Genomic DNA, 18,903 nt, shown 5'->3' on the forward strand with positions numbered 1-18,903 from the left:
TCGGGGCGCTCGCGCAGCGTGCCCGCGTCGATGTACTCCTGCACCGAGGCCACGTGCAGCCGCAGCCCGTGCTCGGCCACCACCCGGTCCCGGTAGTCCAGGACCTCGGGGAAGTTGTGCCCGGTGTCCACGTGCAGCAGCGAGAAGGGCACCGCCGCCGGGGCGAACGCCTTCAGCGCCAGGTGCAGCATCAGGATCGAGTCCTTGCCACCGGAGAAGAGGATCACCGGCCGCTCGAACTCCCCCGCCACCTCACGGAAGATGTGCACCGCCTCGGACTCCAGCGCGTCCAAGTGGCTGAGTGCGTACGGGCTGTCGGTCTCCTCGGAGACGCCGACGACGGTCGTCATGCGAGACCCCTCTCGGTGAGCAGCGCGTGGAGAGCCGCCGCGGACTCCTGCACGGTCTGATCCTGCGACTCGATGCGCAGATCGGGCGAGTCAGGCTCCTCGTACGGGTCGTCGACCCCGGTGAGGCCGGATATCTCGCCCGCGGCCTGCTTGGCGTACAGGCCCTTCACATCGCGCACGGAGCACACTTCGACGGGCGTCGCGACGTGCACCTCGACGTACGCGCTGCCGGTCGCCTGGTGGCGCTTGCGCACCGCCTCGCGGCTGTCCGCGAACGGCGCGATCACCGGCACGAGCGCCAGCACGCCGTTGCGGGCGAGGAGTTCGGCGACGAACCCGATCCGCTGCACGTTGGTGTGCCGGTCCTCGCGGCTGAAGCCGAGGCCCGCCGAGAGGAACTCGCGGATCTCGTCGCCGTCGAGCACCTCCACGCGGCGGCCGTCGGCGCGCAGCCGGCCCGCCAGTTCGTACGCGATGGTGGTCTTGCCGGCGCTGGGCAGGCCGGTGAGCCAGACGGTGGCTCCGGTCGTCACGTGGTTCTCCCGGGTCGGTTGCTGCTGAGTCTGGGGCTGCTGGGTCTGGGGCTGCTGCTGAGTCGGGGGCGCGGTCATCCGTGGATCCCGCACTCGGTCTTGGTGTTCCCGGCCCAGCGGCCGGCCCGCACGTCCTCGCCCGACAGGAGGCGACGCGTGCAAGGAGCGCAGCCTACCGAGCCGTAACCGTCCATCAGGAGGGGGTTGGTGAGGATGCCGTGCTCGGCGACGTACGCGTCGACGTCGTCCTGGCTCCAGCGGGCGATCGGCGAGATCTTGACCTTGCCGCGCTTCTCGTCCCAGCCGACGACCGGGGTGTTCGTGCGGGTCGGCGACTCGTCGCGGCGCAGCCCGGTGGCCCAGGCCTCGTACCCTTCGAGGCCGGCCTCCAGGGGCTGCACCTTGCGCAGCGCGCAGCACAGGTCGGGGTTGCGGTCGTGCAGCTTCGGCCCGTACTCGGCGTCCTGTTCGGCCACGGACTGCCGCGGGGTCAGCGTGATGACGTTGACGTCCATCACGGCCTCGACGGCGTCGCGGGTGCCGATGGTCTCCGGGAAGTGGTAGCCGGTGTCGAGGAACACGACGTCGACGCCGGGCATGGCCCGCGAGGCGAGGTGGGCGACGACCGCGTCCTCCATCGAGGACGTCACGCAGAACCGTGCCCCGAAGGTGTCGGCGGCCCACTGGAGGACCTCCAGGGCCGAGGCGTCCTCCAGGTCGCGCCCGGCCCGCTCGGCGAGCGCCTTCAACTCCGCCTCCGCAGGCCGCGGTCGGCCCTGAGCGGTCGTCATATCTGCTCCCCTCCACCACTGGTGTGCTGAACGCCCCGGGCGAGGAGCCCGAGGAACTTCAGCTGAAAGGCCCGGTTGCATGCCGCGCATTCCCAGGCGCCGTGACCGGTCTCGTTCGGACGCAGGTCCTCGTCGCCGCAGTAGGGGCAGTGGAAGGGGGCGGCGCGCTCGCTCACTTGAGGGCCTCCTCGGACGCGCGGGCCGTCCAGGTGGCGAAGCGCTCGCCGTCCTCGCGCTCCGCCTGGAAGCGCTTGAGGACCCGCTCCACGTAGTCGGGCAGCTCGGTGGCGGTGACCTTCAGGCCGCGGACCTTGCGGCCGAAGCCGGCGTCCAGACCGAGGGCGCCGCCCAGGTGCACCTGGTAGCCCTCGACCTGGTTGCCCTCGTCGTCGAGGACCAGCTGGCCCTTGAGGCCGATGTCGGCGACCTGGATGCGGGCGCAGGCGTTGGGGCAGCCGTTGATGTTGATGGTGATCGGCTGGTCGAACTCCGGGATGCGGCGCTCCAGTTCGTCGATGAGCGAGGCGCCGCGCGCCTTGGTCTCGACGATGGCGAGCTTGCAGAACTCGATGCCGGTGCAGGCCATGGTGCCGCGCCGGAAGGGCGAGGCGTTGACCCGCAGGTCGAGCGCCTCCAGGGCGGAGACGAGCGAGTCGACCTGCTCCTGCTCGACGTCGAGCACGATCATCTTCTGCTCGGCGGTGGTGCGCAGGCGGCCCGAACCGTGCGCGTCAGCGACCTCGGCGATCTTCGTGAGGGTGGTGCCGTCCACCCGGCCGACGCGGGGCGCGAAGCCGACGTAGAAGCGGCCGTCCTTCTGCCGGTGCACGCCGAGGTGGTCGCGCCAGGTACCCGGGGGCTGCTCGGGGGCGGGCCCGTCGACCAGCTTCCGGTGCAGGTACTCGTCCTGGAGGATCTGCCGGAACTTCTCCGGCCCCCAGTCGGCGACGAGGAACTTCAGGCGGGCGCGGTTGCGCAGGCGCCGGTAGCCGTAGTCGCGGAAGATGCCGATGACGCCGCCGAACACGTCCGGCACCTCGTCGAGCGGCACCCAGGCGCCCAGGCGCACGCCGAGCTTGGGGTTGGTGGACAGGCCGCCGCCCACCCACAGGTCGAAGCCGGGGCCGTGCTCGGGGTGGTGGACGCCGACGAAGGCGACGTCGTTGATCTCGTGCGCGACGTCGAGCTGCGGGGAGCCGGAGATCGCGGTCTTGAACTTGCGCGGCAGGTTCGAGAAGTCGGGATTGCCGATGAAGCGGCGCTGTATCTCGTCGATGGCGGGGGAGCCGTCGATGATCTCGTTCTCGGCGACGCCGGCGACGGGCGAGCCGAGGATCACGCGGGGCGTGTCGCCGCAGGCCTCGGTCGTCGAGAGTCCCACGGCCTCCAGGCGGCGCCAGATCTCGGGAACGTCCTCGATGCGGATCCAGTGGTACTGGATGTTCTGCCGGTCGGTGAGGTCGGCGGTGCCGCGCGCGAACTCCTGGGAGACCTCGCCGATGACCCGCAGCTGCTCGGTGGTCAGCCGGCCGCCGTCGACGCGCACCCGGAGCATGAAGTACTCGTCGTCCAGCTCCTCCGGCTCCAGGATCGCGGTCTTGCCGCCGTCGATCCCGGGCTTGCGCTGGGTGTAGAGGCCCCACCAGCGCATCCGCCCACGCAGGTCGTTCGGGTCGATGGAGTCGAATCCACGCTTCGAATAGACCGTCTCAATACGTGTCCGCACATTGAGACCGTCGTCGTCCTTCTTGAACTGCTCATTGCCGTTGAGCGGCGTGAAGTGACCAACGGCCCACTGACCCTCGCCGCGGTGACGGCTCGCCTTGCGGCGGGGCGTGGCTGGGGCGGGCTTTTCCGGCGTGGCGGCCATGGTGGTACGTCCTTCGGGGCAGCGAGAAAGCGGCTCTGACCTGCGGATGTGGCACATGACCGGGAGAGCAGGGCTCATCCGGACATGCGCGCGCGGCGCTGCGCAGGGAGGGGAATCAGGGAGAGGGGAGCGGCGGTGCTGAGTCGATCAGCGAGCCGGACACATGGCGCTGGACATGCGGCCGAGGTCGACGTGACGTCGACTCACCAAGGCGATTCCAGTGCGATCCATGCGGGAAGCGTGTCATGGGACTTTCGGCCCAGTCCAGCATTATCCAAAATGTGGACACCCTTGTCCCGCATCGTGGACAAGGGTGTCGCCGGTCACAGGGGCGCGCGTGCGCCGGGAAGGGGTCAGTCGCGCTCCGCCCCCGGCCACGGGCCCGGGGAGGCCACGTCGGGCTCCTGCTCCACCTTCGTGTCGAAGAGCCGGAAGCCGCGCCGCTGATAGTTGGCCATGGCGTGTTCGCCGTCCTTGGAGCAGGTGTGCAGCCAGACCCGCTCGGTCGGCGCGAGCCCCGGCCACCGCTCGGCCAGGTCCCAGGCGCGCGCGGTGGCGTACGACAGGAGGTGGCCGCCGATGCGTCGCCCCCGGAAGGCGGGGAGCAGCCCGAAGTAGACGATCTCGACGACACCCTCCGCCGCGTCCCCCCGCTCGCCCCGCGCCGCCAGCTCGACGTACCCCGCGGGCGTCCCGTGGTCGTACGCGACCCAGGTCTCCACGCCCGGCCGGTCGAGCAGTTTCTGCCACTCGGCGTACGTGAGGGAGAGCCGGTCGGTCCAGCGGATGTCCCCGCCGACGGACGCGTACAGGAACCGGCTGAATTCGGGCGAGGGCACTTCGGCGCGCACGATCCGTACGTCGCCGTCGGGCACGGCGGCCGGGACCAGGTCGGCGGGCGACGTCTGCTCCAGGGACCACGTGGTGACAGTGAGGCTCATGCGGGTCAGCGAATCACGGGCCGCGGCGCGCCACGAGCCCGGGGCCCGACGGGGGTTCGAAGGCAGGCTCTCAGGGCTCCGCCACCCGCCGCGCCGCGCGGACCGCCGGTGCCGTCGAGTGGGGCAGCAGGTCCACCGGCCGCTCCGGCATGACCACGTCGACGTCCACGTCCTCGTGGAAGCGGTAGGGCCGGTGGGCGAGCAGGCCGCCCAAGTAGCGGCGCACCCGGGAGAGTTCGGCGCGGACCGTCACCGTGCGGGCCGGATCGCCGAACATGTCCTCGGCCAGGCCCGACGCGGTGCGCCCCGTGCGGTACGTACAGAGCAGGAAGAGCAGTTCGGCGTGGCGCGGACTCAGGTCGTGGGTCCAGTCGCGGGCGCCGCCGAGCACCGAGAGCGTCCACCGGCGCGGGCTGCTCACGTCCAGGACGAGCCGGGTCGCGGCGAGCGCCCGCGGCGCGTCGCCGGGGCTGTCCACGCGCAGCAGCCAGCCGCCGGGCAACGGCTCCACCAGGCAGGAGCCCAGCGAGGGGAGCCAGGTGCGGCCCGCACCGAAGGCCTTGGGCAGGGCGAGTCGGTCCGCCGGGGCCATGCCCGTCACCGCGGCGGTCCAGCCGTGCACGTCCACCGCGAGCGCCCGCCCGTCGAGGCGCGCGAGGAGCGGGGCCGCCACCGCGCGCAGCCGGTCGAGCGCCGTCACGTGCCGGTCCCGCAGCCGGGCCTCGGCGAGCTTGGCCACCGAGTCGACCAGGGCGAGCGTGGCGGGATGGACGGTCCGCAGCGGGCCGCTGACGTCGACCACGCCGAGCAGCCTGCCGTCGCGCGGATCGGTCACCGGGGCGCCCGTGCACGTCCACGGGTGGTGGGTCCGCACGAAGTGCTCGGCGGAGAAGACCTGCACCGGACGGCGCACCACCAGGGGAGTGCCTATGCCGTTCGTGCCGACCACGCTCTCCGCCCAGTCCGCCCCGAGCTCGAAGCCGAACGAGTCCGCCTTGCGCAGCACCGACGCGCTGCCCTCGCGCCACAGCACCCGCCCGTCCGCGTCGCTGACGACCATGATGTGCTGCGCGGCGTCCGCCACGGAGACCAGGGCGTCGCGCAGGACGGGCAGGATCTCGGCGAGCGGCGAGGCGCGGCGGCGCTCCGCCAGCTCCTCCTCGCCCAGCGGCGGGGACCGGAAGTCGTGGTCCGGGTCGACCCCGACGAGCATCATCCGCCCCCACGAGTCGCCGATCACCGGCCGCGGCAGGAGCTGCGGCCGCCGCCCGGACAGCGTGGCGTCGCGCACCCCCTCCAGGAGCCGCGCGGCGTGCGGGAGGTCCATGGCGGATATCCGCGCGAGATCTACGGTCGACGGGGCGTTCATGACCACTGGGTCCTTTCCGGCCAGACCAGTGTGCGGCAGCAGGATTTCATCGTGCCCCCTGCGCACGCCCCCGGGTGACGCATCGGCGATGAACCGGCGCTCGCCGCCGCCCGTTGCAACCTCCTGCAACTCTGGCCAACGCCTGAGGGGTGCCCGAGGGTGGACACGACACCGCCCGTGCGGTGTTCACGCTCCTCAAGGGGCCTGAGAGACGGGGGTGGTGCCGTGTCGGCGCAGCACCACCCCCGTGTCGGCCGCTACGCCTGAAGTCCGGGCGTGGCGCGCGCCACCACCGAGGCCAGATCCAGACTGTGCGGCAGCGTGCCGAAGGCCGCGCCCCAGTCCCCGCCGAGCCGCGACGCGCAGAACGCGTCGGCGACCTCCGCGGGCGCGTACCGCACGAGCAGCGACCCCTGGAGCACCAGCGCCATCCGCTCCACCAGGCGCCGGCCGCGCGCCTCGATGCCGTCCAGGTCGGCCAGTTCGGTCAGCAGGCCCTTGATCGCGCCGTCCAGACGGTGGTCGGCGCCGCGTGCCGCGCCGACCTCTTGGAGGAACGCGTTCAGGGCCAGCGGCTCACGCTGCAGCGCCCGCAGCACATCGAGCGCCTGGACGTTCCCCGAGCCCTCCCAGATGGAGTTGAGCGGCGCCTCGCGCAGCAGCCGCGGCATGCCCGACTCCTCCACGTAGCCGTTGCCGCCCAGGCACTCCAGCGCCTCGCCGACCAGCGGCGTGCACCGCTTGGTCACCCAGTACTTCGCGGCCGGCACCGCGAGCCGCAGGAACGCCTGCTCCTGCTCGCTGCCGTCGTCGTACGCCGCGGCGAGCCGCAGCGCGAGCGTCGTGGCCGCCTCGGACTCCAGGGCCAGATCGGCCAGTACGTTGCGCATCAACGGCTTGTCGACCAGCTTGCCGCCGAACGCCTCCCGGTACGTGGCGTGATGCACCGCCTGCGCCACGGCCTGCCGCATCAGCGCCGCCGAACCGATCACGCAGTCGAGCCGGGTCGCCGCCACCATCTCGATGATGGTGCGCACCCCGCGCCCCTCGTCCCCGACCCGGCGCGCCCACGTCCCGTCGAACTCCACCTCGCTCGACGCGTTGGACTTGTTGCCCAGCTTGTCCTTGAGGCGCTGGATGGCGAAGGCGTTGCGCGAACCGTCCTCCAGGACGCGCGGCACCAGGAAACAGGTCAGCCCCTGCCCGGCCTGCGCGAGCACCAGGAACCCGTCCGACATCGGCGCGGAGCAGAACCACTTGTGGCCGGTCAGCGCGTACGTCCCGTCCTCCGCGAGCGCCTGAGCCCGCGTCGTGTTGGCCCGTACGTCGCTGCCGCCCTGCTTCTCCGTCATGCCCATCCCGAAGAGCACACCGGCCTTCTGCGCGGCCGGGCGCAGCCCTTCGTCGTACACGGTCGAGGTGAGCCGCGGCTCCCACTCGGCGGCGAGGGCGGGATCGGCGCGCAGCGCGGGCACCGCCGCGTGCGTCATCGAGACGGGGCAGCCGTGCCCCCCTTCGGCCTGCGTCCACACCAGGAATCCGGCGGCCCGCCGCACGTGCCCGCCCGGCCGCGACCAGGCCGCGGTCAGCCCCGCGGAGACGGCCTTGCCGAGCAGCCGGTGCCACGCCGGGTGGAAGTCGACCTCGTCGATCCGGTTCCCGTAGCGGTCATGGGTGTGCAGAACGGGAGGATTCTCATTGGCCTGATCTCCCCACCTCTGTGCCTGGGCGGAGCCCGCGGAGCGGCCGAGCAGGGCGAGTTCGTCGCGAGCGGAATCCAGGAGCGCCGGGTCCAGATGCCGCTCGACGCCCTCCACGAGGGCCCGGTCGGACGTGAATACGTCATATCCCACCAGGGGCGGAGCCTGGTTGGTCACTGTGTGGGTGCTGGCTGCCATGCCGCTACGGTAAGGAGGTGCACCAGGCAAAAGAAACACCCGGGCGGCCGTCGGGCCGTTGGAATCGGGCCCGCGCTCTCTACCGGAACGTCTCGAAGCGCAGGACCGCCTGGCTGCTGCTCAAGGACACCGTCAACTCGTGCGTCGAGTACCGCATCCTGGGGCTCGCGGCCGAGGCGGCGTTCTTCACGCTGCTCTCCGTGCCGCCGCTGCTCCTGAGCCTGATCGGACTGCTCGCCTACGTCGACCGGTGGACCGGCGCGGACACCATCACGAGCGTCCAGAACAACATCCTGGAGGCGTCCCGCACGGTCCTCTCCGACAAGGGCGTCAGCCAGATCGCGGAGCCGATACTGGCGGACGTGCTGCGGGTCAGCCGGCCCGACGTCATCTCGATCGGCTTCCTCTTCGCTCTGTGGTCCGGCTCGCGCGCCGTGAACGTCTTCATCGACACCATCACGGTGATGTACGGCCTCGACGGCGTGCGCGGCATCGTCAAGACCCGCATGCTCGCCTTCGGCCTGTTCATCGTGGCGCTGCTCATCGGCTCGGTCGCGCTGCCGCTGATGGTGGCGGGTCCGGACGCGGTGGTGAACCTGCTGCCGGGGTCCACGACCGTGGTCCAGATCCTCTACTGGCCGGTCGTCGTCATCCTCTCCGTGGTCTTCCTGACCACGCTGTACCACGTGTCCGTGCCGGTGCGCTCGCCGTGGGTGGAGGATATGCCGGGCGCCCTGATCGCGCTCGCCATGTGGGTGCTCGGCAGCTTCCTGCTCCGCATCTACCTCACCAGCACGGTGGAGGGCCCCACCATCTACGGCTCGCTCGCGGCCCCGGTCGCGGTGCTGCTGTGGATCGGCGTCTCGGCGTTCGCGGTCCTGGTCGGCGCCGCCGTCAACGCGGCCATCGACCGGGTCTGGCCGTCCGTGGCGACGGCCGCGGCGCGCGCCGCCAACGACCGGATAAGGGAGGCCCAGGCCGCGGAGGTGGTGGCCCGCGCGGCCGCCGCCCGCGAGGCGATGGCGGACCTCGACGACCCGGACGACCCGATGATGCCGTCCGAGTTCCCCGAGCGCTGGTCGCGCTTCCTGCCGCCGGACGACGTGTCGTCGCGGCTGCGGACGCCCGCGAAACCCACGAAGCAGGCGAAACACGCGAAGCGGAACAACACGGGGAGCGGAGGGAAGACCCCCTCCGGCGACTGAGGAGCGGGGTCCGGGGCGGAGCCCCGGGACCTCGCCCCGCGGGGCCCGGCCTCACCTCTTCCAGGTGCCCGCCTCGGCCTGTTCCCGCGCGAAGTCCGCGAAGTCCCGTGGGGCCCGGCCCAGCACTGCGCGCACCTCCTCGGAGACCTTCGCGTTGCGGCCGTCCAGGTTCGTTTCGAACAGCTCGGTCAGGAACTCCGCCTCCGCCGCCGGAACCCCGAACTCCGCGAGCGCGGCCCCGTAGTCGCGCGCCGACACCGGTACGTACGCGATCTCCCGCCCCGCGGCCGCCGCGACCTCCGCCACCGCCTGCCGGAACGACAGGAGCCGGGGCCCGGTGAGGTCGAGGGTCCTCTCCGCGAACCGGTCGCCGCCGGTCAGCGCGGCCACCACCACGTCCGCGACGTCCCGCGCGTCGATGAACGGCTCCAGGACCTCGCCGCCGGGGAAGACCAGCTCCCCGCCCCGCATCCCGTCCAGGAGCGGCCCCTCGCTGAGGTTCTGCGCGAACCACGCGGCCCGCACGACCGTCCACCGCGCGCCCGCCTCCCGCACGGCCCGCTCCGTCGCGTGCGCCTGGTGCTCGCCCCGCGCCGAGAGCAGCGTGAGCCGCCGCACGCCGAGCTCCACCGCCTGCCGGGCGAACGCGCCGACCGTCTCCGCCGCGCCGGGCGCCCCGACGTCCGGCAGATACGCGAGGTGCGCCGCGTCCACGCCCCGCAGAGCGCCCTCCCACGTCGACCGGTCCGCCCAGTCGAACCGCACCGCGCCGGACCGCGAGGCCGCCCGCACCGTGAGCCCCGCCGCCTCGGCGGACCCCACCACCCTGCGCCCCACCCGCCCGGTCGCGCCCGTCACCAGAACCGTCATGCCTGCCGTGTGCGGCGTGTCCGCCGTGTTCGTCGTCATGGCTTCAGTGAACTGCCGCGCAGGTCACGGAACCATCGCCGAGGAGCTCACGGCCATACGCGTGCGTCTACGCTGCCGTCATGGACGTACTCGCGGGACTTCTGGAGGGGCCGCGCGCCCGGGGAGCCTTCATGATCCGCGCGCTCTTCGACCCGCCCTGGTCCGTCCGCATCGCGGACGAAGCACCCCTGTCGGTCATGGTCATGGTGCGCGGCACCGCCTGCATCGTCCCCCAGGGCGGGGCGCCCGCCCAGCGGATCCGCCCCGGCGACCTCGCCATCGCCCGCGGCCCCGGCCACTACACCTGTGCCGACGACCCCGCCACCGCGCCCTTCGCCGAGATCAGGCCGGGCGAGCGCTGTGTGCCGCTGGGCGCCACGCCCCCCGACAAGTACCGGGACCTCGGCCTGCGCGCCTGGGGCGAGTCGCCGGACAGCTCCGTGGAGATGCTGATCGGCACCTACCAGATGCGCGGGGAGATCACCGGCCGCCTCCTCGACGCGCTGCCGCCGCTGCTCGTCCTGCCCGGCGACGTCTGGGAGTGCCCGCTCACCCCGCTGGTCGCCGACGAGCTCGGCAGGGACGAGCCGGGCCAGGCCGTCGTCCTCGACCGGCTCCTCGACCTGCTCCTGATCGCCGCGCTGCGCGCCTGGTTCTCCCGCCCCGAGGCGGCGGCCCCCGCCTGGTACCGGGCGATGGGCGACCCGGTCGTGGGCCACGCCCTGCGGCTGCTCCAGGACGACCCGGCCCACCCCTGGACCATCGCGGACCTCGCGGCGAAGGCCGGCGTCTCGCGGGCCGCGCTGGCCCGGCGGTTCGCCGGCCTGGTGGGGGAGCCCCCGATGACGTACCTGACCAACTGGCGCCTCGCCCTCGCCGCGGACCTGCTGCGCGACAGCGAGCTGACCATCGGCTCGATAGCCCGCCGCGTCGGGTACGGCAGCGCGTTCGCGCTGTCCGGCGCCTTCAAGCGGGTGTACGGGGTCAGCCCGCAGGACCACCGCACGCGGGCGGCGTGAGGGCGGCCCGGCGTAGCCTCGTCCCGTGGCCGAAGCGACCGGCGGGTACCGGGAGCGGCCGTCCCGGCTGACCGGTGCGGTCGTGTGGACCCGCACGCTCACGGAAGGACCCGGCGGCAGCCGTCCGGTGCTGCCCGACGGCTGCATGGACCTGCTCTGGACCGAGGGCCGGCTGTTCGTCGCGGGCCCGGACACGCGCGCCCACGTTCCGGGCGCCGCAGACGTCGGCGGCCGCTGCGTGGGCATCCGCTTCCACCCCGGCACCGCCCCCGCCTTCCTCGGCGTACCCGCTCATGAACTGCGGGACCGGCGCGTGGAGTTGGAGGACCTGTGGAGCGCTCCCCTGGTGCGCCGCCTCCTCGCGCGGGTGGACGGCGCGGGCGATCCGGTGACCGCCCTCGAAGCGGTCGCGCTGGACCGGGCCGCCGACGCCGAGCCGCCCGATCCGCTGCTCGCCCGGGTCGTCGGGGACCTGAGCGCGGGCCGCACCGTCGCGCGGACCGCCGCGGCCGCCGGGATCAACGCCCGCCTGCTGCACCGCCGTTCCCTGCACGCGTTCGGCTACGGCCCCAAGATGCTCGCCCGGGTACTGCGCCTGCAGCGCGCGCTCGCCCTCGCCCGCGCAGGCCTGCCGTACGCGGACACGGCGGCCGTCGCGGGCTTCGCCGACCAGGCCCATCTCGCCCGCGACGTCAAGGAGTTCACCGGGATGCCGCTGGGCGAGCTGCTGGGCGAGCGCGCCTAGCTCGACTCCAGCGGGGCGAAGAGGTCGACTCCGTTGCCGTCCGGGTCGAGCACGACGGCGTACCGCTGGCCCCAGACCGCGTCGAACGGCTTGAGCTCACCCGCGTACCCGGCGCCCGTCATGTCCGCGAACGCCGCGTCGACCCCGGCGGCGGTGCCGCAGTGGAAGGCGAGCCCGATCCGGCCCGCGTCGGCGGGGGCCCGCCAGTCGGGGGAGAAGGACCGGATGGTCTCCTCCGTGTCGAAGGCGATGCGCAGGCCGCCGGGGAGCGCCGCCTCGGTGTGCGGCGCGCTCTCCGCGTCCTCGGGGAACTCCAGGCCCAGCCTGCGGTAGAAGGCGAGTGAGGCGCTCATGTCCGAGACGACCAGGCCGATCAGGTCGAACCGGGGAACGGGGGAAGTCGGTGTGCTGTCCATGCCCGCAGCGTAGGCAGCGGCCCCGCGCCGGGTCTTGAAGAAAACGGACACCCGGGCGGCCACGGGCCGTGCCGACGCGTGTGGGTGACGGCCTACGGCACTCGGTTGACGGACGTCTACGTTCCGGTCGAGCCCGACCAGGGAGAACGCGAAACGGTGGCCGATGCCCGCTGCCCCGACTGTCCCGGCCCCCCGATCCCCGCTACGTTGGAAGGCATGGACTATCCCGGTGACAACCGGCTCGCGGCGGCCGTCGTGGCGTTCCGCGGCCGCGTGCTGCTCGTGCGACGCAGCGAGACCGAGCGGTTCCTGCCCGGCGTGTGGGGCGTACCGTGCGGGAAGCTGGAGCCGGACGAGAGTCCCCGTGACGGCGTCCTCAGAGAGCTCAAGGAAGAGACCGGACTGCTCGGGCACGTGCTCCGCAAGGTCGGCGAATCCTCCTTCGTCAGTACCTACCGCGGCCACGAGGTGAAGAACTGGCAGGACAACTTCCTGGTCCGCCCCCTCACCTTCGACGTGACGCTGCCGCTGCCCGACCAACGGCACCGCTGGCTCGCCCCGGCCGAGCTCGGCACCGTCGAGATCGACGACTACAACCGCGACATCGTCCGCCAGGCCTTCGGCTGACTCAGCCGAGCAGCTCGGCAAGCGCCGAGAGCTCCGCCAGATAGTCCCGCACCTCCAGAGGCTTCTTCGCGACCGCGCGCCCCGACAGGTCCGCGCCGGCCGTGCCCGCGCCGCCCGTGTCCGCACCGGGCCCGGCGAACACGTCCGTGTAGCGCCGCCGCCCCGCCCCCGTCTCCAGGAACAGCGTGACCGTCGTGCCCGACGAGGCGCACCAGGCGCGGTGCAGGACGTGCGGCGGCAGCGCGTAGCCGCTCCCCGCCGCGTAGCGCGCGGTCTGCGTCAGACGCAGCCGTGCCCCGCCCGCGGGCTCCAGGAGCCAGTCGCCCTCCTCGCCGGAGAGGGACTCCCGGTACCAGGCCGTGTCGATCCCCTCGTCCGAGGAGGCGGCCGTGGCGGCGGACACGGGCTCGTACAGCTCCATGCCGAGCGCGCCCCGCACCACACAGGAGGCCAGCGGCGAACGGTGGTTGTGGATGTCTTCCTGCGTGCCCCGGCCGGGGTGCCACACATGGGCGCGCAGCATGTGCCGGGGACCGCCGTCGATCAGCAGCAGCTTGTCGAAGCCGAGGACGTGGCGGTACGAGAGGAGCGCGCACCCCGACGGGTCGCCGGCCCCCGCCGCCAGCTCGCGGATCAGCGGCAACAGGGCGGCGGGGGCGGCCAGTTCGGCCACGGCCCCGCGGGCGGCCCCCACCAGTTCGTCCCCGCCGGTCCCGTCGAGGGTCTCCCGCAGGAACCGCCTGGCGTCGTGGACGTGCCGACCACCCACCGCACCCTCCCCCTCGTCCGCGCGCACGCGCCGCGCCGGGGGCTCAGACCCCCGGCTGATACATCCATACGGCATGTGCCCGCAGCGCGGAAAGGCCTTGATAGGTCATCCACAGCGGGTAGGCGAGATCGGCCCCGTCCCACGTCCAGATCCCGTTCTCCTGCTGGCGCCACACGGACGCGGCCGCGCCCGACAGCATCTCCTGCCACACCGCCTCCCGGCCCTCGTCGGCGGCGACCGCCGGGGCGTCCGGGGTGAGCAGCGCCCGTACCACCCAGGCCGCCGCGAAGTGCCGCACGGCCAGCACCTCCGAGCGCGACGCGTCGACGGGGTGCGGCCTGCGCACCGTCTCGTGGCCGCTCTCCAGGTCGTCGCAGCCGTCGTGCGCGGGCCCGGGACAGGAGAGCAGCCAGCGGATGCCCTCCTCGCGCGTGGCGCGGGCGTTCGCGTCCTCGCCGAGCACCCGGGCCGCCCGGTCGAGGGCGACGACGGCCTGCGCCGTGTGCACGGCCGAGGGCGCCACCGTCCGGCCGCGCGGCGGAGTGAGACGCGAACCCCAGCAGCGCCGGTGGCCGCGCGCCGGATCGGTGACGGCCCCGTCGACGAGGGCGTCCCGCAGGACCGGCAGGGCGGGCGAATCGGGCGCGGCGCGCAGCAGCCCACGCAGCACCGTCGTGACGACATGGGTCAGCTCCGCGCCCGCGGGCTCCAGTTCGCGGGTGAAACGCTCCGTGCACCGCTCCGCCTCCGTGGCGAGGAGCCGGGCGTCGGCGCCCGCCCTGGCGAGCGCGCCGAGCACCAGGGCGGTCACCTCGGGCCGCCCCACCGCGCCCTGCGAACGGGCCGACCAGCCGCCCTCGGGCAGCCGCAGCCGCCACAGCGTCTCCACGAGCTCGGGCGTTCGCAACCGTCCGTCGGGCATGCCGAGTTCGAGGGCGATGTGCAGTCCGTACGCGGTGCCGGTCGGGGTCGGCCGGACCGGCAGCGGCTGCTCGTCGAGGGCGTGCGACCAGCCGGTGAGGCGGCCGCGCGGCGCGTCGTCGAAGACCGTGAGGCGCTCCACGAGGGCGGCGTACGTGGCGGTGGAAAGACCCGGCAGCGGACCCGGCACCGAGGCCCCCGCACCCGGTGCCGCGGCGCCCGCAGAGCCGCGCCGGGGCGAGGGCACGCCGTCCAGGCCGCCGGCCGTGCCGTCGTCCGCCGCGGCCGCCCTGGCCCGCAGCAGCGCGCCGGCCAGCCAGGCGGAGACCCCCGTCCCGAGACCGCTGACCACGGCGAGCGAGTAGCGGGCCGGGTCCGGGAAGAGCCCGGCGGGCAGCAGCCCCACCAGCGCCTGGAACACGCCGTACCCCACGGCGGCGGGGGCGAGTCTGCCCAGCCACGCCACGAGGCGCCCCGGCCGCGGCGCGGGCGGTGGCTCGGGCGGCACGGGGTGCCGGGCGGGGTCTGTGCTTCCGCGCATGGGTGCTGTAGGCATGAACTCCACTTACCCATAAGACACTTGTGACGAAAGGGAGTGAGCACCGTGCCCGGTTCGGAACCGACAGCGGACCTCACCGGCTGGACCAAGTCCCCGTTCACCGGGGCGAGCATCACGCATGATGTCTATGAGAAGGGGACAGGCCCCGGCGTCGTCCTGGTTCCCGAAATGCCCGGAGTACATCCGGGCGTGCTCGGGCTCGGTGAATACCTGGTGAAACAGGGCTTCACCGTGGCGATCCCGTCCCCCTTCGGCGAACCGGGCAGGCCGGTCTCGACGCCGTACATGCTGGGCGTCTTCCCCCGGCTCTGCGTCTCCGCCGAGTTCCGCGCCTTCGCCACCGACGCCCGGCGCCCCTTCGCGGATTACCTGCGCTGCCTCGCCCGCGACCTGGCGGCCCGCACCCCGGCCCCGGGCGTCGGCGTCATCGGCATGTGCTTCACGGGCGGCTTCGCGCTGGCCGCCGCCACGGAGGAGGCCGTCCTCGCGCCCGTGGTCAGCCAGCCCTCGGTGCCGCTGCCCGTCAGCCGTGGCCGCCGGGTCGACGCGGGCATGTCCCGCGCCGAGTTCGACACGGTCGTGGCCCGCACCAAGAACGAGGGCCTGTGCGCGCTCGGGCTGCGCTTCAGCGAGGACAAACTGGCCCCGGGCGACCGCTTCGCCACGCTGCGCCGCCACCTCGGCGACGCGTTCGAGGTCATCGAGCTGGACTCGTCGCCCGGCAACGAGGCGGGCTTCGCCAAATCGGCGCACTCCGTCCTCACGGAGGAGGTCCGCGAGGTGCCCGGCCACCCCGCGTACGCCGCGCGCGAGCGGGTCGCCGCGTTTCTGCGGGAGCGTCTGGCCCCCGCCGGCTGACCCGGCGGATCACTCGTCCGTACGCGAGAAGACGCAGCTGAACGACGTCGGTCCCGGCGTGGCCCGCAGCTCGTAGCGCGGCAGCACGCCGGGACCGCACGACTGGGTGCCGATGCCGTGCCGGGCGCTGTCGAGGTTGACCCAGACGGTGTCGCCGGGGGTGAGGTCGGTGCGGTGCCGGGCGGCGTCGAGCTGCCGCGTCGTCCAGCGGCGCGCGGTGAAGGCCGGTGCGCCGTCGCTCTCGACGCGCAGCCCGCCGATCTCCACCCAGCGGACGTCGGCGCGGGCGCCGTTCTCCTGCGGGCGCACGTAGGGGGTCTGCAGCGCGTCGACGTCCGACTCCCAGAGGCCCGTCATCGAGGCGGCGGCCGTGTCGGGATAGGCCTCGCCGGGCCCGCCGCCGAACCACCGCACCCGGCCTGCGGCGCCCGGCAGCCCGAAGCGGATGCCGATGCGGGGCAGCGGCACCGGCCAGTCGCCCTCCGGTGTCACGGTCATCCGCAGCTGCAGCCTGACACCGTTCGACACCCAGTGGTACTCCGTGCGCAGCGCCAGGTCGCTCGCCGCCGGAGCCACCCGGGTGCGTACGGTCAGGCCGTCGGCGACCGGCTCGACGGCGTCGACGCGGTGCCGCATCCGGTCCAGGCCGAGGGCGCGCCAGCGGGCGGCCACGGAGGGTTCGGGACGCCAGGGCATGCCGTTGTCGTTGTCGGTGGGGGCCCGCCACACGTCCAGGGCCAGCTCCCTGATCTCGCGGTCCCGGAAGGTGAGGAGCGTGCCGGTGCGGGCGTCGAACGTCGCGGCGCCGAGCGTGATGGACCGGCCCGCCGCGTCCCGCACCGGTGCCGCGCCGCCGGGCACCGGCAGCATCATGCCCTCCTCGACGGGCAGTTGGGCCCATGCCACCAGGTGCCCTGCGGGTGCCCACGCCGTGTCCCCGGCGAGCGTCGCCCGCACCGTCCACTGGGTCGCGGCGTCCGGGTCGCGGCGCGGCGGGGGCGGCAGCTTCACCTCGGCGCGCCCGCCGGGCCCGACCGGCGGCACCGCGAGGACACCGTCCGCGACCGTCCTGCCGTCCTTCTCGTACGACCAGGTGAAGGCGAGGTGGGAGAGGTCGGCGAAGTCGTGCAGGTTGGTGATCGCGACCGTGCCGTCCGGCCCGTCGCCCTCGATCCTGACCGGCTCGATCACCTTCTTGTACTCGGCGAGGCCGGGGGACGGCGTCCGGTCGGGAAAGACCAGGCCGTCGCAGACGAAGTTGCCGTCGTGCAGCTCCTCGCCGAAGTCGCCGCCGTACGCGAAGCCGTGCTCGGGGTGCGCGATGCCGTGGTCGATCCACTCCCAGACGAAGCCGCCCTGGAGCCGCTCGTAGGTCTCGAAGAGCCGCTGGTACTCGCTGAGTCCGCCCGGGCCGTTGCCCATGGCGTGCGCGTACTCGCAGAGGATGAAGGGGAGCCCGCTCCGCTCCCGCGGCCCCTCGTCCTCGCCCCGGCCGATGCGCTCGACCTCGGCGTGGTCGGCGTACATCCGCGCGTACACGTCCGTGTCCGCGCAGGAGCGGTCGCCCTCGTAGTGGAGCAGGCGGCTGCCGTCCCGCGCCCGGATCCACTCGGCCATGGCGGTCAGGCCGCGGCCCGTACCGCACTCGTTGCCGAGCGACCAGACGACCACCGACGGATGGTTCTTGTCGCGCTCGACCATGCGGGCCGCGCGGTCCAGGAGGGCGGGCGTCCAGCGGTCGTCGTCGACCGGGTTGCCGCGCCAGTCCACCGCCTGGAATCCGTGGGTCTCCAGGTCGCACTCGTCGATCACCCACAGGCCGTACTCGTCGCAGAGGTCGAGGAAGGCGGGGTGGGGCGGGTAGTGGCTGGTGCGGACGGCGTTGATGTTGTGACGCTTCATCAACAGGACGTCCGCGCGCATGGTGTCGAGGCCGAGGGCGCGGCCCGTCTCCGGGTGGAACTCGTGGCGGTTCACGCCCCGGAAGAGGACCGGGCGGCCGTTGACGGTGATGAGGCCGTCCTCGACGGCGACCGTGCGGAAGCCGACGCGCAGCGGAATCCGCTCGCCGGGCGTGGCCAGGGTCGCGTCGTACAGGCGGGGCGTCTCGGCGGTCCACGGCTCGACGGGTACGACGACCTGCTCGCCGGTCGGCACGTCGATGCCCAACTCGGGTACGGTGACGCGCCCTTGGACCTCGGATTCGACCCGCAGCGTGCCCGTTCCCGCGCGGTGGTCGTAGGCGGCGTGCACGAAGAAGTCGCGGGCGCACCCCTCGGGGCGGTGCAGCAGTGTCACGCCGCGGAAGATGCCCGGCAGCCACCACTGGTCCTGGTCCTCCAGGTACGATCCGGCGGACCACTGGTGGACGCGGACGGCGAGGACGTTGCCCTCGGGGCGCAGCAGCTCGCCGACGGCGAACTCGTGGGCGAGCCGGGAGCCCTTGAAGTCGCCGAGCGCGGTGCCGTTGAGCCAGACGCGGGCGCAGGACTCGACGCCGTCGAAGCGCAGCAGGGCCGCGCCGTCCCGCGGCCAGTCGGCGGGCAGGTCGAAGGTGTGCAGGTGGTCGCCGGTCGGGTTCTCGGTGGGGACGCGCGGCGGGTCCACCGGGAAGGGGTAGAGCTGGTTGGTGTACTGGGGCGCGCCGTGCCCCTGCAACACCCAGTGGCCGGGAACGGCGATCTCGTCCCAGGTGCCGGGGTCGTACCCGTCGGCGGCGAAGGTCTCGTCCTCGGCGTCCGCGGTGGGGGAGAGGCGGAAGCGCCAGCGGCCGTCGAGGGAGAGGGCGGCGGCGTCGGACGCCGCGTACCAGGTGCGGGGCGGCAGGGTGCCGGTGCCGGGGGACACGTCCTCGTGGTGGGGAAGCTCCATGGTGTCCATCAGACCGTGCGGGGGCGGGGGCCCGCCATCGTCGCGGGGCGGAAGTCGTTGGATTCTTCAGCGACGGCTTGGACGCGCTGTCCGGGTCCTGCGGATACCGTTCCGGGAGGTCTGCGGTGCGACGAATTCCGTCGAACCATGGCTTCCCGTACGCGATATCGGTAACTTGTCGCGATGTGAACGATCAATATGAGCAGCCAACACCCCCGGACGCACGGCCCCGCCCCGACGGTGCCACGCTCC

The 18,903-nt window shown here is 73.3% G+C and carries 19 protein-coding genes; 5 read left to right on the top strand and 14 right to left on the bottom strand.

The genetic code is table 11. The annotated features are described in order from the left end of the window. The 9 genes from ACZ69I_RS23795 to ACZ69I_RS23835 form a co-directional block, all read right to left on the bottom strand. The coding region (locus ACZ69I_RS23795) for a phosphoadenosine phosphosulfate reductase domain-containing protein (protein ID WP_470834419.1) at positions 1-350 on the bottom strand (350 nt) is incomplete at its 3' end. After that, complete coding sequence (gene cysC, locus ACZ69I_RS23800) at positions 347-961, bottom strand: adenylyl-sulfate kinase (protein ID WP_470834421.1); 615 nt, start codon at positions 959-961, stop codon at positions 347-349. The genes cysC and ACZ69I_RS23795, both read right to left, overlap by 4 nt. Further along, positions 958-1,674 (bottom strand): phosphoadenylyl-sulfate reductase, encoded by a 717-nt coding sequence (locus ACZ69I_RS23805; RefSeq protein WP_470834422.1) that lies wholly within the window; start codon positions 1,672-1,674, stop codon positions 958-960. Before ACZ69I_RS23805 ends, cysC begins: the two co-directional genes overlap by 4 nt. Then, positions 1,671-1,850: a hypothetical protein gene (locus ACZ69I_RS23810; RefSeq protein WP_361724557.1), complete on the bottom strand. Its 180-nt coding sequence runs from the start codon at positions 1,848-1,850 to the stop codon at positions 1,671-1,673. The genes ACZ69I_RS23805 and ACZ69I_RS23810 overlap by 4 nt, the downstream gene beginning before the upstream one ends. After that, positions 1,847-3,544 (bottom strand): nitrite/sulfite reductase, encoded by a 1,698-nt coding sequence (locus ACZ69I_RS23815; protein ID WP_467678226.1) that lies wholly within the window; start codon positions 3,542-3,544, stop codon positions 1,847-1,849. Before ACZ69I_RS23815 ends, ACZ69I_RS23810 begins: the two co-directional genes overlap by 4 nt. A 147-nt stretch (positions 3,545-3,691) precedes the next feature. Further along, complete coding sequence (locus ACZ69I_RS23820; RefSeq protein WP_330166862.1) at positions 3,692-3,775, bottom strand: putative leader peptide; 84 nt, start codon at positions 3,773-3,775, stop codon at positions 3,692-3,694. 122 nt (positions 3,776-3,897) lie between these two features. Continuing rightward, complete coding sequence (locus ACZ69I_RS23825; protein ID WP_467678228.1) at positions 3,898-4,485, bottom strand: GNAT family N-acetyltransferase; 588 nt, start codon at positions 4,483-4,485, stop codon at positions 3,898-3,900. Between the two features lie 70 nt (positions 4,486-4,555). After that, positions 4,556-5,854, bottom strand: a complete 1,299-nt coding sequence (locus tag ACZ69I_RS23830; RefSeq protein ID WP_470834423.1) for a GAF domain-containing protein — start codon at positions 5,852-5,854, stop codon at positions 4,556-4,558. 257 nt (positions 5,855-6,111) lie between these two features. Then, the gene (locus ACZ69I_RS23835) at positions 6,112-7,752 is read right to left on the bottom strand and encodes an acyl-CoA dehydrogenase family protein (protein ID WP_467678232.1); all 1,641 of its coding nucleotides are present in this window, start codon (positions 7,750-7,752) and stop codon (positions 6,112-6,114) included. 17 nt (positions 7,753-7,769) lie between these two features. On the opposite strand from ACZ69I_RS23835, the gene ACZ69I_RS23840 reads away from it, so the two are divergent. Beyond that, positions 7,770-8,957 carry a YihY/virulence factor BrkB family protein gene (locus ACZ69I_RS23840; protein ID WP_467678234.1) on the top strand — a complete coding sequence of 396 codons (1,188 nt, stop codon included), beginning with the start codon at positions 7,770-7,772 and terminating at the stop codon, positions 8,955-8,957. A 51-nt stretch (positions 8,958-9,008) separates the two neighbouring features. Here ACZ69I_RS23840 and ACZ69I_RS23845 read toward each other — a convergent pair whose 3' ends face one another. Next, positions 9,009-9,866 (bottom strand): NAD(P)H-binding protein, encoded by an 858-nt coding sequence (locus ACZ69I_RS23845; RefSeq protein ID WP_470834425.1) that lies wholly within the window; start codon positions 9,864-9,866, stop codon positions 9,009-9,011. Positions 9,867-9,946: 80 nt separating this feature from the next. On the opposite strand from ACZ69I_RS23845, the gene ACZ69I_RS23850 reads away from it, so the two are divergent. Then, entirely contained in the window at positions 9,947-10,885 is a 939-nt protein-coding gene (locus tag ACZ69I_RS23850; RefSeq protein WP_470834426.1) for an AraC family transcriptional regulator, read from the top strand. Between the two features lie 25 nt (positions 10,886-10,910). After that, positions 10,911-11,630, top strand: coding sequence for a helix-turn-helix domain-containing protein (locus ACZ69I_RS23855; protein ID WP_470834428.1), 720 nt, complete (start codon positions 10,911-10,913; stop codon positions 11,628-11,630). Here ACZ69I_RS23855 and ACZ69I_RS23860 read toward each other — a convergent pair. Then, the gene (locus ACZ69I_RS23860; protein ID WP_470834430.1) at positions 11,627-12,046 is read right to left on the bottom strand and encodes a VOC family protein; all 420 of its coding nucleotides are present in this window, start codon (positions 12,044-12,046) and stop codon (positions 11,627-11,629) included. The two genes, ACZ69I_RS23855 and ACZ69I_RS23860, sit on opposite strands and share 4 nt — an antisense overlap. 216 nt (positions 12,047-12,262) lie before the next feature. On the opposite strand from ACZ69I_RS23860, the gene ACZ69I_RS23865 reads away from it, so the two are divergent. After that, entirely contained in the window at positions 12,263-12,673 is a 411-nt protein-coding gene (locus tag ACZ69I_RS23865) for an NUDIX hydrolase (RefSeq protein WP_467678243.1), read from the top strand. Position 12,674: 1 nt separating this feature from the next. Here the strand turns inward: ACZ69I_RS23865 and ACZ69I_RS23870 are convergent, their stop codons facing one another. Both ACZ69I_RS23870 and ACZ69I_RS23875 read right to left on the bottom strand, forming a co-directional pair. Next, on the bottom strand, positions 12,675-13,442 hold the full coding sequence (locus tag ACZ69I_RS23870; RefSeq protein ID WP_470834431.1) for a hypothetical protein: 768 nt from the start codon (positions 13,440-13,442) through the stop codon (positions 12,675-12,677). A gap of 43 nt (positions 13,443-13,485) precedes the next feature. Then, entirely contained in the window at positions 13,486-14,904 is a 1,419-nt protein-coding gene (locus ACZ69I_RS23875) for a hypothetical protein (RefSeq protein ID WP_470834432.1), read from the bottom strand. 63 nt (positions 14,905-14,967) lie between these two features. Between ACZ69I_RS23875 and ACZ69I_RS23880 the strand changes: the two genes are divergently transcribed. After that, positions 14,968-15,780 carry a dienelactone hydrolase family protein gene (locus tag ACZ69I_RS23880; RefSeq protein WP_470834434.1) on the top strand — a complete coding sequence of 271 codons (813 nt, stop codon included), beginning with the start codon at positions 14,968-14,970 and terminating at the stop codon, positions 15,778-15,780. 9 nt (positions 15,781-15,789) lie between these two features. Here ACZ69I_RS23880 and ACZ69I_RS23885 read toward each other — a convergent pair whose 3' ends face one another. Continuing rightward, positions 15,790-18,651: a glycoside hydrolase family 2 TIM barrel-domain containing protein gene (locus ACZ69I_RS23885; RefSeq protein ID WP_470834435.1), complete on the bottom strand. Its 2,862-nt coding sequence runs from the start codon at positions 18,649-18,651 to the stop codon at positions 15,790-15,792. Positions 18,652-18,903: the final 252 nt, after the last annotated feature.

This window comes from Streptomyces sp. NPDC036815, from assembly GCF_055609205.1.

Bases quoted from the DNA above. Each gene is read 5' to 3' on its own strand.
- ACZ69I_RS23865 (WP_467678243.1), top strand. From the start codon at position 12,263: ATGGACTATCCCGGTGACAACCGGCTCGCGGCGGCCGTCGTGGCGTTC.
- ACZ69I_RS23835 (WP_467678232.1), bottom strand. From the start codon at position 7,752: ATGGCAGCCAGCACCCACACAGTGACCAACCAGGCTCCGCCCCTGGTG.
- ACZ69I_RS23885 (WP_470834435.1), bottom strand. From the start codon at position 18,651: ATGGAGCTTCCCCACCACGAGGACGTGTCCCCCGGCACCGGCACCCTG.
- ACZ69I_RS23845 (WP_470834425.1), bottom strand. From the start codon at position 9,866: ATGACGACGAACACGGCGGACACGCCGCACACGGCAGGCATGACGGTT.
- ACZ69I_RS23875 (WP_470834432.1), bottom strand. From the start codon at position 14,904: ATGCGCGGAAGCACAGACCCCGCCCGGCACCCCGTGCCGCCCGAGCCA.
- ACZ69I_RS23825 (WP_467678228.1), bottom strand. From the start codon at position 4,485: ATGAGCCTCACTGTCACCACGTGGTCCCTGGAGCAGACGTCGCCCGCC.
- ACZ69I_RS23805 (WP_470834422.1), bottom strand. From the start codon at position 1,674: ATGACGACCGCTCAGGGCCGACCGCGGCCTGCGGAGGCGGAGTTGAAG.
- ACZ69I_RS23820 (WP_330166862.1), bottom strand. From the start codon at position 3,775: ATGGATCGCACTGGAATCGCCTTGGTGAGTCGACGTCACGTCGACCTC.
- ACZ69I_RS23830 (WP_470834423.1), bottom strand. From the start codon at position 5,854: ATGAACGCCCCGTCGACCGTAGATCTCGCGCGGATATCCGCCATGGAC.
- ACZ69I_RS23850 (WP_470834426.1), top strand. From the start codon at position 9,947: ATGGACGTACTCGCGGGACTTCTGGAGGGGCCGCGCGCCCGGGGAGCC.
- ACZ69I_RS23860 (WP_470834430.1), bottom strand. From the start codon at position 12,046: ATGGACAGCACACCGACTTCCCCCGTTCCCCGGTTCGACCTGATCGGC.
- ACZ69I_RS23815 (WP_467678226.1), bottom strand. From the start codon at position 3,544: ATGGCCGCCACGCCGGAAAAGCCCGCCCCAGCCACGCCCCGCCGCAAG.
- cysC (WP_470834421.1), bottom strand. From the start codon at position 961: ATGACCGCGCCCCCGACTCAGCAGCAGCCCCAGACCCAGCAGCCCCAG.